General features: G+C 71.2%; 13 protein-coding genes and 1 tRNA gene. 12 read left to right on the plus strand and 2 right to left on the minus strand.

Features of this window, described 5'->3' with window-relative positions; translation table 11 throughout:
• Positions 1-32 precede the first annotated feature (32 nt).
• Positions 33-106 (plus strand) — tRNA-Pro (locus D4739_RS14255).
• Between the two features lie 170 nt (positions 107-276).
• A complete protein-coding gene (locus tag D4739_RS14260; RefSeq protein WP_182920431.1) occupies positions 277-777 on the plus strand; it encodes a superoxide dismutase family protein in 501 nt (166 codons plus the stop codon).
• 48 nt (positions 778-825) lie between these two features.
• Here the strand turns inward: D4739_RS14260 and D4739_RS14265 are convergent, their stop codons facing one another.
• Both D4739_RS14265 and D4739_RS14270 read right to left on the minus strand, forming a co-directional pair.
• Positions 826-1611: a carbonic anhydrase gene (locus D4739_RS14265; protein WP_120061237.1), complete on the minus strand. Its 786-nt coding sequence runs from the start codon at positions 1609-1611 to the stop codon at positions 826-828.
• A 99-nt stretch (positions 1612-1710) separates the two neighbouring features.
• Positions 1711-2862, minus strand: coding sequence for a CDP-glycerol glycerophosphotransferase family protein (locus D4739_RS14270; RefSeq protein ID WP_120061238.1), 1152 nt, complete (start codon positions 2860-2862; stop codon positions 1711-1713).
• 101 nt (positions 2863-2963) lie between these two features.
• On the opposite strand from D4739_RS14270, the gene icmF reads away from it, so the two are divergent.
• The 10 genes from icmF to D4739_RS14315 all read left to right on the plus strand — a co-directional run bounded on the left by icmF (position 2964) and on the right by D4739_RS14315 (position 15435).
• The gene (icmF, locus tag D4739_RS14275; RefSeq protein ID WP_120061239.1) at positions 2964-6059 is read left to right on the plus strand and encodes a fused isobutyryl-CoA mutase/GTPase IcmF; all 3096 of its coding nucleotides are present in this window, start codon (positions 2964-2966) and stop codon (positions 6057-6059) included.
• Between the two features lie 30 nt (positions 6060-6089).
• Entirely contained in the window at positions 6090-6524 is a 435-nt protein-coding gene (locus D4739_RS14280; RefSeq protein ID WP_120061240.1) for an SRPBCC family protein, read from the plus strand.
• A gap of 59 nt (positions 6525-6583) precedes the next feature.
• Positions 6584-7822 carry an RNA polymerase factor sigma-54 gene (locus D4739_RS14285; RefSeq protein WP_120061241.1) on the plus strand — a complete coding sequence of 413 codons (1239 nt, stop codon included), beginning with the start codon at positions 6584-6586 and terminating at the stop codon, positions 7820-7822.
• A gap of 120 nt (positions 7823-7942) precedes the next feature.
• Entirely contained in the window at positions 7943-8608 is a 666-nt protein-coding gene (locus tag D4739_RS14290) for a hypothetical protein (protein WP_120061242.1), read from the plus strand.
• Between the two features lie 40 nt (positions 8609-8648).
• Positions 8649-9557 carry a hypothetical protein gene (locus D4739_RS14295; protein WP_120061243.1) on the plus strand — a complete coding sequence of 303 codons (909 nt, stop codon included), beginning with the start codon at positions 8649-8651 and terminating at the stop codon, positions 9555-9557.
• An 8-nt stretch (positions 9558-9565) separates the two neighbouring features.
• Positions 9566-10870 (plus strand): hypothetical protein, encoded by a 1305-nt coding sequence (locus tag D4739_RS14300; protein WP_120061244.1) that lies wholly within the window; start codon positions 9566-9568, stop codon positions 10868-10870.
• 12 nt (positions 10871-10882) lie between these two features.
• On the plus strand, positions 10883-12505 hold the full coding sequence (locus tag D4739_RS16950) for a hypothetical protein (protein ID WP_182920432.1): 1623 nt from the start codon (positions 10883-10885) through the stop codon (positions 12503-12505).
• On the plus strand, positions 12498-13511 hold the full coding sequence (locus D4739_RS14305; protein WP_182920433.1) for an aminotransferase class I/II-fold pyridoxal phosphate-dependent enzyme: 1014 nt from the start codon (positions 12498-12500) through the stop codon (positions 13509-13511). The genes D4739_RS16950 and D4739_RS14305 overlap by 8 nt, the downstream gene beginning before the upstream one ends.
• Positions 13508-14290, plus strand: coding sequence for an amidohydrolase family protein (locus tag D4739_RS14310; RefSeq protein ID WP_220699303.1), 783 nt, complete (start codon positions 13508-13510; stop codon positions 14288-14290). Before D4739_RS14305 ends, D4739_RS14310 begins: the two co-directional genes overlap by 4 nt.
• Complete coding sequence (locus tag D4739_RS14315; RefSeq protein ID WP_120061246.1) at positions 14287-15435, plus strand: amidohydrolase; 1149 nt, start codon at positions 14287-14289, stop codon at positions 15433-15435. The genes D4739_RS14310 and D4739_RS14315 overlap by 4 nt, the downstream gene beginning before the upstream one ends.
• Positions 15436-15437: the final 2 nt, after the last annotated feature.

Consider the following 15437-nt stretch of genomic DNA (forward strand, 5'->3'; position numbering starts at 1 on the left):
CCCGGAGGGCACGGGTCCTCCCCGGAGGGCTTCGGGCTGTAGCGCAGCTTGGTAGCGCACCTGACTGGGGGTCAGGGGGTCGCAGGTTCAAATCCTGTCAGCCCGACCGTGTGTGAAGGTCTCCACCCGCATGTCGCGGGTGGAGACCTTCCTGCATTTCCCGCGGACCCCAGCAGGGGGAAAGATGCCGCGTCCGGGTGATGTGCCGCGGTGTGCCAGGCGTTAGACCTGAGAGGTCGGGCCCCGCTCCGGGGCCTCCCCTGAAGGGATCGAGCCGTGTTGCGACGAACGACGATTGCCTTGGCAGGTGCCGGAACTCTGGTTCTTCTCCCGGCAGGCGCGCTCGCTGCGCGTGTCCTGGTCGACCACGGGCACGGGCCCACTGTCGTCCACAACACGACGTACGCCGACATCGAGACCCAGGTGCACTCCTGGACCCGGGACGGCAGCACGCACGTGCGCCTGATGGTCGACGGCCTCCCGCCGGGCCAGACCTTCGGCGCTCACGTGCACACCAGGTCGTGCGGAACCGACCCGCTGGCGTCAGGCGGTCACTACCAGCACTCGACGGACGCCAGCATCCCGCTGAGCGAGCGGGAGATCTGGCTCGACGTGACCGCCGGTGACGACGGCCATGCCTCGGCCCGCCGGACTGTCGACTGGGTGATCGCGGCCGGGACCGCCGGGTCAGTCGTCATCCACGCGAGCCCCACGAATCCGACCACCGGAGCGGCGGGCGCACGCCTGGCCTGCACCGACGTCGCCTTCGGCCAGTAGCACGCGGGCTGGCCTTCCCAGCGAGGGCGGGTGCGTGGCTCGATCAACTCAGGAAACGCTCCAGTCGACCCGGCCACTGGCCAGGTCGTAGACCGCCGGTATCACGCGAGTCCGACCTGCTGCGACGGCAGCGCGGATGATCTTCGAGCGCCGGACCAGGTCCCGGCTCACCGCAATGGTGTTCGCGCGCACCACCTCGTCGATGTACGCCGCCTGGTCGCCCTTCCGCGCCACCCGCCGCGCAACGGGTGCGATCTCCCCCAGAATGTCGGAGACCTCTCCCGGCGCCTCCGGGTGACCTGGCGACGTCTCCATGGCCTCGACGGTCGCCGTGACCGCGCCACATCCGGTGTGGCCGAGGATCACGATCAGCGGGACGGCATACGGGGCACTCGCTGCGAACTCCATGCTGCCGACGATGGTGTCGTCGAGCACCGCTCCTGCCGTGCGCGTCGCGAACACGTCCCCGATGCCCTGGTCGAAGACCAGCTCGGGAGACACGCGCGAGTCGACGCAGCCGTGGATGAGGGCCCACGGCGCCTGGTGTCCAGCAACGTCGTCGCGTGCCCGCGTCGACTGGTGCGGATGCATCGCGTCGCCGCTCGCGAAGCGGGAGTTGCCCTCGGTCAGCCGCCGCTGCGCCTCCGACGGCGAGGCCGGTGTGCTCGAGTGCCCTGCTGCCGCGGGATGCGCTGCCGTCGGCGTGCTGTCACCGGTCGACCGGCAACCCACGAGGGAGGCACCGGCGGCGAGCCCACCGGCGGCGAGGAGGAGGCGCCGGGTGACGACGGCCGGAATGGTCGAGGGGACGGATGAGGGGTCGTTGCGGCGCACTGGGTTCTCCCGAGAGTAGGAACGTTCCTCCTCGGATCGTTCCCGCGCGCACGCCTCGGCCGCGTCGCCCGCGACGGTGAGTCAGGGGGTGGACCGCCGTCAGGCGGTGGCCTCCCCCAGCTCGACCGCGCTCGGCGCGATCTCGCCGAGCAGCTCGTCGCGCAGCGCGACCAGCTCGGTGACCGACTCGATGAACCGCTTCGTGCTGTCGCCGACGCTCAGGTCGTCGAAGTAGTGGTGCCGCATGGCCACGCGAGCGATGTGGTGCTCGTCGTGGTCGAGGCGGTCGGCCACCAGCTCGGTCAGGTCCGCCAGGTCGGCCGATGCGATCACGTCGGCACAGCGGCTGACGGGGACCTCGGTGCGCAGCCGCTCACCGTCCTCGTGGCGGTCCGTGATGAAGATCGGCTTGTCGGTGCGCAGGTAGAGCCAGTCCAGGCCGACAGAGGAGACGTCGGTGACCATCGCATCGCAACCCGGGAAGACGGCGAGGATGTCACCCCGGACGACGGACTCGTGGCCTGCCTCGGGCTCACGGGCAGCGGCCTCGTCGATGAGGGCGAGGATGGCGAGGTGGCTGTCGCGGATCGCCTGGGTCTCGCTGGTGGTCACCTTCGGGTGCGGCTTGTAGACCACGCGAACATCGGGGACCTCGAGCAGCGAACGCACGATGGAGGGGCCGAAGACGTCGACGGAGGTGTAGTCGTTGTACTCCGCATCGCCCTCCCAGGTCGGCGCGTACAGGACCGTGCGCCGTTCAGTCGGCTCGAGCAGCGGCTCCGGGTGGAGGTCCAGCTGAGGACGCCCGATCCGCACGAGCTTCGTCTCGTCGAAGGCGAGCAGGCCTCCGCGGTGCCGCTGGACGGCCGCCTCGCCGGCGACGAAGACGCGGTCATAGGCCTTGGCGTTGTTGCTGACCATGCTCTGCTTGTCGGACTCGCCGTGGTTGATGTGCGCGTGCAGCGTCCGGCCGTGCAGCAGCGAGTTGAAGTTCCGCGCGCCGTTGTTGCAGTAGAGAGCGACCTTCGGGTCGTGCACCTCGTAGAACTCGACAAGGTCCGTGAACTCCGGGGCATCGTGGACCGGCAGACCGGTGCGCGCTTCCACGAGGGCAGCGGTCTCGGGATTGCGGGTCACGATCGCCACCGGACTCACCTCATCGAGGCGCTCCAGCACGGGGAGCCACTGCAACAACTGGTAGACGCGCGTCGGGTCGTCTGCGAAATACGCGATCACTTCGGGGTTCTGCACTACCCGATTCTACGGGTCTGTTGTGTCGGAATTGTTTCCAGGGTCGGACGCGGTACGGTATTTAGTAGGACGTCCTAGCAGTTGCCTCTGGAGGCCACCCGATGACCCGCTTCGTGACCGCTTCAAGCCTCTTCGACGGGCACGACGCGAGCATCAACATCATGCGCCGGATCCTTCAGTCGCAGGGCGCAGAGGTGATCCATCTCGGCCACAACCGCTCGGTCCGCGAGGTCGTCGCCGCGTGCCTCGAGGAGGACGTCCACGGCGTCGCCGTGTCGTCGTACCAGGGCGGTCACGTGGAGTACTTCGAGTACCTCGCCGAAGAGCTCCGCACGCAGCGCAACGGCGAGGTGAAGGTCTTCGGTGGGGGCGGCGGCGTCATCGTTCCCGACGAGATCGCCCGCCTCGCGCAGGCCGGCGTGAAGATCTTCTCCCCCGAGGACGGTCAACGCCTCGGCCTTCCCGGCATGATCCGCGAGGTCCTCCAGAGCGCGTCGGGCGATCTCTGGGCGCAGCGGCCTGCCACCCTCGAGGCCGTCCGCAACGGCGAGCGGTGGGCGGTCGCCCGGGCGATCACGGGCGCCGAGGACGGCACGCTCATCGCCGGGATCGGCGACGCGGCCGCCCAGCGCCACACTCCCGTGCTCGGCATCACCGGCACCGGCGGCTCCGGCAAGTCGTCGCTGACCGACGAGCTGCTCCGCAGGTTCCGCACCGACCAGTCCGACCTGCTCCGGATCGCGGTCGTCGCCATCGACCCGACCCGGCGTCGCGGTGGCGGTGCGCTGCTCGGTGACCGGATCCGCATGAACGCCCTCGACGGCGAGCGCATCTTCTTCCGGAGCCTCGCCACGCGCGGCGCCCACGAGCTCCCGGAGCACCTGAACGACGTGCTCGACGTCCTCCGGGCGGCGCCGTTCGACCTGATCATCATCGAGACGCCGGGCATCGGGCAGGGCGACGCCGCGATCGTGCCGTTCGTCGACACGAGCCTCTACGTGATGACGCCGGAGTTCGGCGCCGCGAGCCAGCTCGAGAAGATCGACATGCTCGACTTCGCCGACGCCGTCGCGATCAACAAGTTCGAGCGGCGCGGCGCGTCCGACGCCCTGCGTGACGTCGCACGCCAGCTGGTTCGCAACCGGGAGGCCTTCGGCTCCTCCCCCGACGAGATGCCCGTCTTCGGCACCTCCGCCGCGACCTTCGACGACGACGGCGTCAGCGCGCTCTACCAGCACCTGCGCGACGAGCTGGCCGGACACGGACTCCAGGTGAAGCCGGGCCAGCTGGTGCCCGTCACCGGCAAGCAGTCCACCCGGGTCAGCACGGTCATCCCGCCGAGCCGGGTCCGCTACCTCGCCGAGGTCGCGGAGACCGTCCGGGCCCATCACCGCACCACCGACGAAGCCGCTGCGGCTGCCCGTCGGCTCCAGCACCTCGAGACCGCGGCCGACGAGCTCGGCGAGGCCACCCCGGATGGTCTTCGCGACCTGGTTGCGTCGGCCCGTGCCGCAGTCCCGGAGCGGGTCAGGGCGGCGCTGGACGAGTGGCCCGCCACCGTCGCGTCGTACGCCGCAGACGAAGGCCGCGCCTCCCTCGCCGGCACCCGGATCCCGCGCGTCGCGCTCCCCCGGTTCAGTGACCACGGCGACCTGGTCCGCTGGTGGGGCCGGGAGAACCTGCCCGGCCGCTTCCCGTTCACCGCAGGTGTCTTCCCGCACAAGCGGCAGGACGAGGACCCGACGCGCATGTTCGCCGGCGAGGGCGACGCGGCGCGCACGAACCGCCGGTTCCACCTGCTCGCGGAGGGTCAGTCGGCAACGCGGCTCTCGACCGCGTTCGACTCGGTGACGCTCTACGGTCGTGACCCGGGCCCGGAGCCGGACGTCTACGGCAAGGTCGGCACCTCGGGCGTCAGCATCGCCACCCTCGACGACATGAAGGCGCTCTATGCGGGGTTCGACCTGCTCTCTCCCGCGACCAGCGTCAGCATGACCATCAACGGCCCGGCCCCGACGGTGCTGGCGTTCTTCCTCAACACCGTCATCGACCAGGCGCGCGAGCGCGGCGTGGAGCCCGCCGAGGCGATGCGCCGGGTCCGCGGCACGGTGCAGGCCGACATCCTCAAGGAGGATCAGGGCCAGAACACCTGCCTGTTCTCCACCGACTTCGCGCTGCGGATGATGGCTGACGTCCAGGAGTGGTTCATCGAGCACGAGGTCCGCAACTTCTACTCCGTCTCGGTCTCGGGCTATCACATCGCCGAGGCCGGGGCGAACCCGATCAGCCAGCTCGCGTTCACCCTCGCCAACGGCTTCACCTACGTCGAGTCGTGGCTCGAGCGCGGCATGGACATCGACGACTTCGCGCCGAGCCTGTCGTTCTTCTTCTCCAACGGCATGGACCCCGAGTACTCCGTCCTCGGTCGTGTCGCGCGGCGCATCTGGGCCGTCGCGATGCGTGATCGCTACGGCGCCAACGAGCGCAGCCAGAAGCTGAAGTACCACGTGCAGACCTCCGGCCGGTCCCTGCACGCGCAGGAGATGTCGTTCAACGACATCCGCACCACCCTCCAGGCGCTGATCGCGCTGCAGGACAACGCCAACAGCCTCCACACCAACGCGTACGACGAAGCGGTCACCACTCCGTCGACCGAGTCCGTGCGCCGCGCGATGGCCATCCAGCTCGTGATCAACCGCGAGTGGGGACTCTCGATGAACGAGAACCCGCTCCAGGGATCATTCGTGATCGACGAGCTGACGGACCTGCTCGAGGAGGCAGTCCTGGCCGAGTTCGACCGGATCAGCGAGCGTGGTGGCGTCCTCGGTGCGATGGAGACCGGCTACCAGCGCGGGCGGATCCAGGACGAGTCGATGCTCTACGAGCAGCGCAAGCACGACGGCAGCCTCCCCATCGTCGGCGTCAACACGTTCCGTGCGGCCGATGACGCCGAGGTCAAGCCGGTCCCGCTGGCCCGGGCGACCGACGCGGAGAAGGCCGGCCAGCTCGAGCGGGTGCGTAGCTTCCGCGCGGAGCACGCCCACGAGGCCGAGGAGGCCCTCAAGCGCCTGCGCCACGCGGTCGCCGACGGCGACAACGTCTTCGCGGAGCTGATGGATGCGGCGCGGGTGTGCACGCTGGGCCAGGTGACCGACGCCTTCTTCGAGGTCGGTGGCGAGTACCGGCGCAACGTCTGACCAGATCACCAGGGGCGATAGCGTGAGTCCATGCGCGCAACCAGCACCGCCGTCGTCCCTGCCTCTGTCCAGCACGTCTGGGACGTGCTCAGCGACCACGAAGGCATGTCCAAGTGGGGCCCCGGCCTCTCCGTCACGCTGACGCACCCGGGCAAGCCCGATCGCAACGGCCTCGGCGCTGTACGCCGCGTCTCGGTGCCCGGCCCCGCGCCGGCGATCGTCGAGGAGGTCATCGCCTTCGAGGCACCCTCCCGCCTGGGATACCGAGCGCTGTCCGGCGTGCCGTTCCGCAACTACTCGGGTGACGTGCGCCTGATCGCCACGCAGACCGGCACCGAGATCGTCTACGTCGTGTCTGCCGACAAGCGGCTGCCGGTGGTGGACAAGCTGGAGCAGCTCGCGCTCAAGGCCATTTCCGCCGGTCTGCTCGCGGCACTCGTGCGCCGCGTGAAGGCCACCTCCTGAACCGCTGAACCGGTCCGGCGGGGCTTCCCCGCCGGATCAGGCGACGCTAGCGTCGGGTCGTGGACCTGCGTCCCGGCCTCGAGATCACGCCGCGGCTCGCGGCCGAGCCGGGCCTGCGCTTCCTGTCCTACCTCGCGTTGCTCCCTGCCGGATCCGTCGACCTCGAGGCCGCGATCGAACGCGCCGTGGCCACCAACCCGGCACTCGAACGCGTGCCCGGCCGCCATTGCCCCGGCTGCGGGATGTACGGCGTGGGCGAGCGGTGTGCGGCCTGCTCGGCGACCGCACGGCCACCCGACCTCGCTGCACCGGTCGACTGGAGGGGCGACCTGATCCACGAGGCCCGACTGGAGCTTCCCCGTCGCCTCCACGAGCTCCTGTCGACCACGGTCGAGGCCCTCGACGACCACGGCTTCCTGCACCGCACCCCGCCCGGGGTCGATGACGGCGACCTCCAGGCGGTCATCACCGGGCTGCGCATCGTCGGCCCGCCCGGCATCGCCGCGTCGTCGCCCGTCGACTGCGTCCGGGTCCAGGCAGACCGCCTCGCCGCGCTGGGTGAAGTGCCCGTCCTCGTAGCCGTCCTCGCCGCTGGCTTCCTCGACGCCGTCGCGGAGGGCCGCCACGCCGAGATCTCGGCTGCGACGGGAGCCTCCGTCGCGGCAGTCGAGCAGGCCGTCTCGGTCCTCCGCGAGCGGGTCCGGCCGTTCGTCCTCCTCGACGGAGGATCCGACCGGGCCCGGCCCACCGACGTGGTCTTCGTGGTCGACGCGAGCGGCACGGTTCGCGCGCACGTCGCGGACGCCGGAGCGTTCGGGGTGAGGCAGGTGCTCGACCCCCTGACGGGCGATCCCGAGGCGCGGCGGTGGTGGACGCCATACCGCGACGAGGCCGGCCGGCTGCTCGCCGCCATCGAAGCGCGGGCCACGATGCTGGGACGCGTCGCCGGCCTGCTCGCCGAGGAGCAGGCCGGATTCATCCTCCAGGGCAGGGCGGCGCACCAGCCGCTGCGTCGCCACGACGTGGCCCGGATGCTCTCCGTGCACCCCTCGACCGTGGGGCGGGCCGTGCAGGACAAGGTCGCCCGCTGTCCCGACGGCCGCCTGCTCCCCCTGTCCCTGTTCTTCGGCCGGACCACCAGCCTCCTCGAGCAGGTCAGCGCTGCCGTCGCCGACCACCCGGGAGCCACGGACGCCGAGATCGCCGAGCGGCTGGCCGCGTCAGGGGTCCCGCTCGCCCGACGCACGGTGGCGAAGTACCGCCTGCTCGCCGCGAACCCTGCTTCGCCGAAGCACTGATCGCACGGGGGTGGAGCGAACCGGGCTTCGCCCATCGCGCGGCTGCTGAGCCCGGAGCGCTCTGGCACGGAAATTGCATGGGGAAGGTCGAGAGCTTCATCCGACCGAGAGGGGAGACCCATGCACGACATCGACCGCGCCATGTTCGAGTTCGAGCAGGAGACATACGAGACCGGCGGGCCCGGCGAGACCGCGGGCGAGTCCTACGAGGCATTCGAGGCCTACGAGAGCTTCGAGGCCAGCCACGAGGCCGAGGCCCTCGAGATGGAGTACGCGGCCCGCCTGCTGGAGATCACGAACGAGGCGGAGCTCGAGGAGTTCCTCGGCGGGCTGCTCCGGACCGCGACCTCGGCCGCCCGCTCCTTCATCAGCTCCCCCACCGGTCAGGCACTCGGCGGCGTCCTCAAGAACGCGGCCCGCCAGGTCCTGCCGCAGGTCGGCGGCATCGTCGGCAATGCGATTGGAGGCGACTTCGGCCGCCGCGTCGGGTCAGCCGGCGGGCGCTGGCTCGGCAAGCAGTTCGAGTACGAGGGCATGTCCGCTGAGGACCGCGAGTTCGAGGTCGCACGTGCCTTCGTCCGCACCGCCCGCGACGCGGCGCAGATCGCCCAGCGCACGGCGTACCTGCCGCCGCAGCAGGCCGCCCGCACCGCTCTCGTCACCGCTGCGCAGCGCAGCCTGCCCGGACTCGTCCCGGTGATCACCGGCGGCAGCGTCCCCGGCCCGCGCCGGACCAGCGGTCGCTGGGTGCGCAAGGGCAACCGGATCGTCCTCTACGGCGCCTGAGCGCCTCCCTACCAAACCCACCCTTGAAGGAGATGCACCCATGACCGCGTACGAAGCATTCGAGTACCAGCCGGAGCTCCACGAGTCCTACGAACAAGCGGAGGCCTACGAGACCTTCGAGACCCAGGAGCTGCACGAGGCCCTCGAGTTCGAGCTCGCCCAGGAGCTCCTCGAGATCACCACCGAGGCCGAGCTCGAGGAGTTCCTCGGCAAGCTGGTCAGGCGAGTGGCGAAGGGCGCCAGCTCCTTCATGAAGTCCGGGATCGGCAAGGCGGTTGGCGGCGTGCTCCGCAACGTCGCGAAGACCGCGCTTCCCATGGTCGGCTCCGCGCTCGGCTCGTTCGTCGCCCCCGGGCTCGGCACGGCCATCGGAGGCAAGCTCGGCGGCATGGCCGCAAGCCTGCTCGAGGCCGAGGAGCTGGAGTCGATGGGCGAGGCCGAGGCCGAGATGGAGGCCGCTCGTCGCTACGTCCGCTGGGCCTCCGGCACCGTGCGCAACGCGATGCGCGCGCCGGCCGGCGTACCGCCGCGCACCGTCGCGCGCAGCGCAGCCGTGTCCTCGGCCCGCCGCTACGCGCCCGCGCTCGTGCGTCCGTCGTACGCCGCCCGCACGCAGCCGTGGCGCAGCCGGCGTGCCTCGTCGTACGGACGGTCCGCCTGGGCCGCACCGTACGGAGGCGGAGTCGGGTTTGCGCAGGCGGCGCCCTACGCACCCTTCACCCCTGCAGGGCCGGTCGCAGGGGGCTGCTCGTGCGGCGGCCATGGCGGGGGCCAGTCCGCTCCGGACTTCGAGCCGTTCGACGGTGACTTCGAGAGCTACGAGACACAGGAGTCCCAGGAGGCGATGGAGGCCTTCGAGTCCCACGAAGCGCACGAGGCGCACGAGGTCGGCGGTGGGGGTGGCCGCTGGTACCGCCGCGGCAACCGCATCGTCCTGGTCGGGGCCTGAGGCCCGCGATGGACGTCCGCCGACTGAGCGGCTCCCTGCTCGAGCTGGAGGCACGGGCGCTGCTGTCCCGCCTGGACCAGATCCGGCCCCTCGCCCTCCACGAGACGATGGTGCCGGCCGCTGCCCTCCCGCCCCGAGCCAGCCTCGACGTCGAGCGGTTCCTCCACACCGGACGGAAGGTCCTGCGCAGCCAGGTCCGGGACTACCTCGCCTGGCTGCGCGGCCCCGGCCGTACGGCGACCCCCGAGGAGCAGCAGTACCGCTTCGTGCTGATCCGGATGCGGTTCAACGCGATCCTGAGCCAGTTCGACATGTTCACCGAGGTGGTGACCCAGCGCAGCGAGAACCGCACCGGCGTCTGGCTCTCCGGCCTCGACGTCGTGGCAGCGGATGCGCTGGTCGCCAATCCCCTGATCGTCGATCCGCCACCGCTCGTCTGCTACCTGGCCCGGGGGCCCGGTGCGGCGATCCGGCGGGCGAAGACCAAGATGCCCGGCGGTGACCTCAGCCCGGCAGCCATCGTGAGGATCCCCCGCGAGCGGATGGTCGGTCACGGCATCGCCTCGTCGCTGGTCCACGAGGTCGGGCACCAGGGCGCAGCGCTGCTCGACCTGGTCCCGTCACTGCGCAAGGAGCTCGCCGAGCACCGCGCGAAGGCGGGATCCGCGGCACCCGTGTGGCGCAACTGGGAGAACTGGATCTCCGAGATCATCGCGGACTTCTGGTCAGTGGCGACGCTCGGGATGTCCTCGACGATGGGGCTGCTCGCCGTGGTCAGCCTCCCCCGGTTCTTCGTGTTCCGGCCTTCGGGAGATGACCCGCACCCGATCCCCTACGTCCGGGTCCTGCTCAGCTGCGCGATCGGCAATGAGCTCTACCCGCATCCGCAATGGGCGGACATGGCCCGGACCTGGAAGGCGCTCTACCCGGTCTCCGCACTACCCCCGGCGCGGCAGCAGGAGTTCGCAGCGATCGAGGCCGGGATCCCGGCGTTCGTGAAGGTGCTGGCCGGCCACCGCTCTCCCACGCTCAAGGGCCGCAGGCTCCGGGAGACGTTCCCGCTTGCCGAGCGCCAGCCCGCCCGCCTCCTCGAGCTGCACCGGACCTGGAAGAACGACGTCGGCGTCATGGCCCGGCAGCGCCCGGCCCTCGTCTTCGCGGTCGTCGGCCAGGCCCGCGCCGGCCAGCTGATCACCCCCGAGGCCGAGAGCCAGCTCATCTCCGCGCTGCTGCGCGCATGGGCCCTGCGCAGCAGCCTCACCTCCACCGAGAACGTCACCACCAACCGACGCGCACTCGTGCGCGCCTCATGAGAAGGAGACACCATGTCCAACCAGATCAGGCCCGTGAGCAGGGTCTTTGCCCCGGGCGACGCGATCGTCCTCGAGATCGCCATCGAGTCCGCCGTGACTGCCTTCACCTGGGTGCTCTCCACCGAGGACGACAAAGGCACGGAGGTCGTGGTTGCGCGCGGCTGGCGTCCCAAGACGGGGGTGCGCAAGCCGCCCTCCGAGGTGTCGGTGACGCTCGCGCCCACGGACCTCGCCGGCTTCGCCCTCGACGCCTCCGAGAGCAGGGACCTTCGCGCCGGTCTGTGGGGAGGCGACTTCGTCGTACGTCTGTACAACGGCAAGCCGTCCGATCCCGATGACCTCGACGACTTCCTCGCCACCGCCGAGCTGCTCGACGAGGACGCGTTCTCGGTGACCGACCAGGGCATCGCCGAGAGTGCCGGCACCGAGACCGGTGACATCGGCTCGCCGATCCGGGTCGCCCTCGTCCGGGAGGGCCCGGCACCGGGCACCCTGCGGTCCGCGCCCGTCACCTTCGAGCGGTTCCACGAGTTCCTCGCCGATCGCTGGTCCGACGGCGAGAAGTACGACGACGCGAACGCCTGGCCCGCCTTCGGCTCGAAGCCGTACCAGGACCTCCGCGACGCGGCCCGCGAGTTCGTCGGGCGGGCCACGGTCACCAACTTCTCCGACCTGATCCCCGCGGGCTACGAGGAGGGCAAGCTCCGCAACACGGAGTCGCAGTTCCCGACGCTCGGCAAGCTCCCGCGCAACGCGAAGACGGCGTACCTGCCCGGCGTCGAGCTGATCTGGAACTACTGGCTCGAGGAGGGCATGCTCGTCCAGACGCTCAACGTGATCCTGGCCCGCTTCCAGAACCGCCGGCTCCCCGGTCGGGACCCGCTCTCCCGCTTCGACGTCACGCCGCTGCTCCCGCTGCGCAACCGCCTGTGGGGCTACGCGGAGGACGAGGTGCATCGGATGACGGTGCGCAGGCGCGCGGTGGAGTACGAGTACGAGTACGGCTTCCCGCTGATCGGGCGTGCCATCCCCAAGACGCGGACGCTCGTCGAGCGCCGCAGCGGGTTCCTGGAGTCGTTCCACCAGGTGCTCTTCCTCGCGCACCAGTACTTCAAGGAGCTCGACGACCTGACCGTCCAGGCCGACGCCTTCCCGCTCTACCGGGCGCTGCGCGACTGCCACATCGTCCTCTCGCAGGGCACCCAGAACCAGTACGGCGAGATGGCGGTCGCCGCACGCGCCGAGTTCCTGGTGATGCAGTCGATCCTGGCCGAGCCGCAGATGCGGGAGTTCCTCGGCGGACGGCCGATGACGCCGTACCCCGAGCCGTGGATGGACCGCGTCGACGCGATGAAGTCCATCCAGGGCTGGACCGACACGAGCATCATGAACTTCAACGACCTGGCCACGATCGGCGAGCAGCTGGTGCTGACGATCCGGCTCGGCAACTGGGCCGACACGGCTGTCAACGTCGCCGAGGCCTCCTCGTGGGCACAGGCGTTCCGCGCCGGCATCCAGCAGTACGCCGCGGCGTACCGCACCGCGACCGGGGTCGACCTGGCCCGCGAGGCGAACACGGAGGTGCCCTCCACACTGCTGGCGCGCAAGCTGGCCGGGAACCGGATCCGTGCCTGATGTCGACCTCACCTCCGGGCACTTCCTCGGGCTGAGGCCCGCCGCCGTGGCAGGCGGCCCGCTGACCACCGGTCGTCCGGCCGTGGTCGGCGAGCCGCCCTCCCACACACAGCTGGCCCTGCGCCTGGCGCAGACCGTCGGTGCTGCCGACGCCGTCCTGTCGAGGACCAGCTTCCACGCCTTGCTCGATGCGATCGCGACCCGCCCCGCCGGCGCGGTCGTGCTCGTGGACGAGGCGATCTACCCGGTCGGCCGCTGGGCCGCCGCCGCTGCGACTGCCGAAGGAGGCACCGTGCGCACCTTCCGCCATCAGGACGTCCGCGACGTGCGGCGGCTGACCCGGCAGGCAAGGGGCCCCGTCGTCGTGGTGACCGACGGGCTGTGCGGGTCCTGCCTGCGCCCCGCTCCCCTGGCCGCGCTCGCGGATCTCGCCGCCGACCGCAATGGCCACCTGGTCGTCGACGATTCGCTGGCTGCCGGCGTCGGTCCGGGCGGAGCGGGCACCGCGGACTGGCTGACCACCGCGCCGGAGCGGATGCTCTGGGTGGCGTCGCTGGCCAAGGGGTACGCCGCGCCAGTGGCCGCCGCGGCCGGACCGGCCGACCTCGTTGCGCTGGTCCGGTCCGAGGGGCCGACCCGGATGCACAGCAGTCCGGCATCGGCCTGCGACGTCGATGCGCTGCGGCAGGGGCTGGCGGACCCGACGGTGCCCGGGCGGCGTACCCGGCTCGCGGCGCACGTCGCGCGGATCCGGTCCCACCTCGAGCGGCTCGGGCTCGCGCCGCTCGGGGCGCCGTTCGCCGTGATCTGCACGGAAGGAGGCCGACGGGACCCGCTCGACCTCCAGCGTCGGCTGGCGATGTGCGGAGTGCGGGCGCTCGCCACCCGTGGCCGGTGCACCGGTCGTCCCACGCTGACGCTCTGCCTCCGGGCCGACCTCACCAGCGCGGACCTCGACCGGCTGGAGGACGCGCTGTCCTGGGCAGCAGGAGGGCAGGCAGCATGAACCGGACTCTGGTGATCGACGCCCACGTCCACATCGGGACCGGTGACGGGTTGCACGGTCCCTGGGACACGGCGGCTCCGCTGTCGCTGTACCTGGACCGGGCCCGTCCGGCTGGCATCCGCGGGGCCGTGATCATGGCGCCACTGACGTCGGACTACCCGAAGGCCAACGCGACGATCGCTGCGCTGATCCGGGACCGGCCGGGCCTGCTGGGTTACCTCTTCATCAATGCGCGGTCCGAGGCTGGGACGATCCAGCAGCGGGTGGCGCACGCGGTCGGCCAGGGCTTCTGCGGGATCAAGGTGCACGCGCACGATGCGCGGATCACCCGCGAGATCGCGGAGGCCGCCCGGCGGTGGCGGCTCCCCGTCCTCTACGACCCTGCGGGTGACACCGCCACGGTGGAGATGGTGGTCCGCTCCTACCCGGACGTGGCGTGGGTGGTGCCCCACCTCTCGTCCTTCGCGGACGACTGGAAGGCGCAGTGCGCGTTCGTCGACCAGCTGGTCCGGCTCCCGAACCTCTTCACCGACACCTCGGGCGTCCGCTACTTCGACCTGCTCGAGGACGCAGCCCGGCGTGCCGGTCCGGGGAAGATCCTCTTCGGGAGCGACGGACCGTTCCTGCACCCCGCCGTCGAGCTGGCCAAGGCAAGGGCGCTCCCGTTCGACACCGACGGGATGGCCCAGGTCCTCAGCGGCAACGTGTTGCGCCTGACCGGTCCGGCCAGGCTCCGGTTCCGTGGACGGCGCCCGGCAGTGCGGCGGCGAGTGGCATGACGACGGACGCCACGCTGGTCGCGGCGCCGGTCGCCGACGAGGTCCGGCACCTGGCAACCGGGCTGCTCGGGCTCTCGCACGACCTCCACGCGCACCCCGAGCTGGCGTGGCGCGAGCACCGGTCCAGCGCCACCGTTGCCACGTTCCTCGGGCGGCACGGCCTCCAGGTGCAGCACCCGGCCCACGGCCTGCCGACAGCGTTCCGGGCCTCGGCCGGCCAGGACGGCCCGCTGGTCATCCTCTGCTGCGAGTACGACGCACTCCCGGGCCTCGGCCACGGCTGCGGGCACAACGTGATCGCAGCCGCCGCTGCGGGCGCCGGCGCTGTCCTCGCCTCCCGTGCTGCGAAGCTCGGGGGCCGGGTGGTGGTGCTCGGGACGCCGGCAGAGGAGGGCGGTGGCGGCAAGATCGAGCTCCTGCGCCGCGGCGCGTTCCACGGAGCAGCGGCCGTGCTGCTGGTCCACCCGGGCAGGCACGACCAGGTCCGGGCCACCTTCCGCGCCGCCGCGTCGTACCGGATCACCTTCCACGGCCGGGCCGCCCACGCGGCGATGGCCCCGGAGACCGGGCGCAACGCGCTCGACGCCGCGGTCCTCGCCTACCAGGCACTGGCTGCCGCACGTTCGACCCTCCGCTTCGGCGACCAGATCACGGCCGTGATCGTCGAGGGCGGCACCGCGCCCAACGTCGTGCCTGCGCGCGCGGTGCTGCGTGCGATGACCCGTGCCGCCACCAGCGCCGGGCTCGCAGCCCTCGCCGATGACGTACGCCGCGCGGCCGAGGCAGGCGCCCGCGCCACCCGGTGCGCCCAGGTCGTCGAACCGGACGGGCCGGTCTACCGCGACGTGCGGAGCGATCCCGCGCTCGCGCGACTCGCTGAGCACCACCTCCGCTCGCTCGGCCGGTCACCCCTGCCGCCGTCACCACGCGACGTACTCACCGCAGGGAGCACGGATCTCGGCAACGTCAGCCACGCCGTCCCGGCCCTGCATCCCAAGCTGTCGATCGGTGACGTCCCGCAGCACTCCACCGCCTTCGCGCGCGCTGCGGTCTCACCCGCCGGCGACCGCGCTGTCCTCGACGGCGCCACCCTGCTCAGCCTGCTGACCCTCGACATCTGGGCTGGACACGACACAGAGAGGTGACC

This window comes from Nocardioides cavernaquae (assembly GCF_003600895.1).
GTDB classification, from domain to species: Bacteria; Actinomycetota; Actinomycetes; order Propionibacteriales; family Nocardioidaceae; genus Nocardioides; species Nocardioides cavernaquae.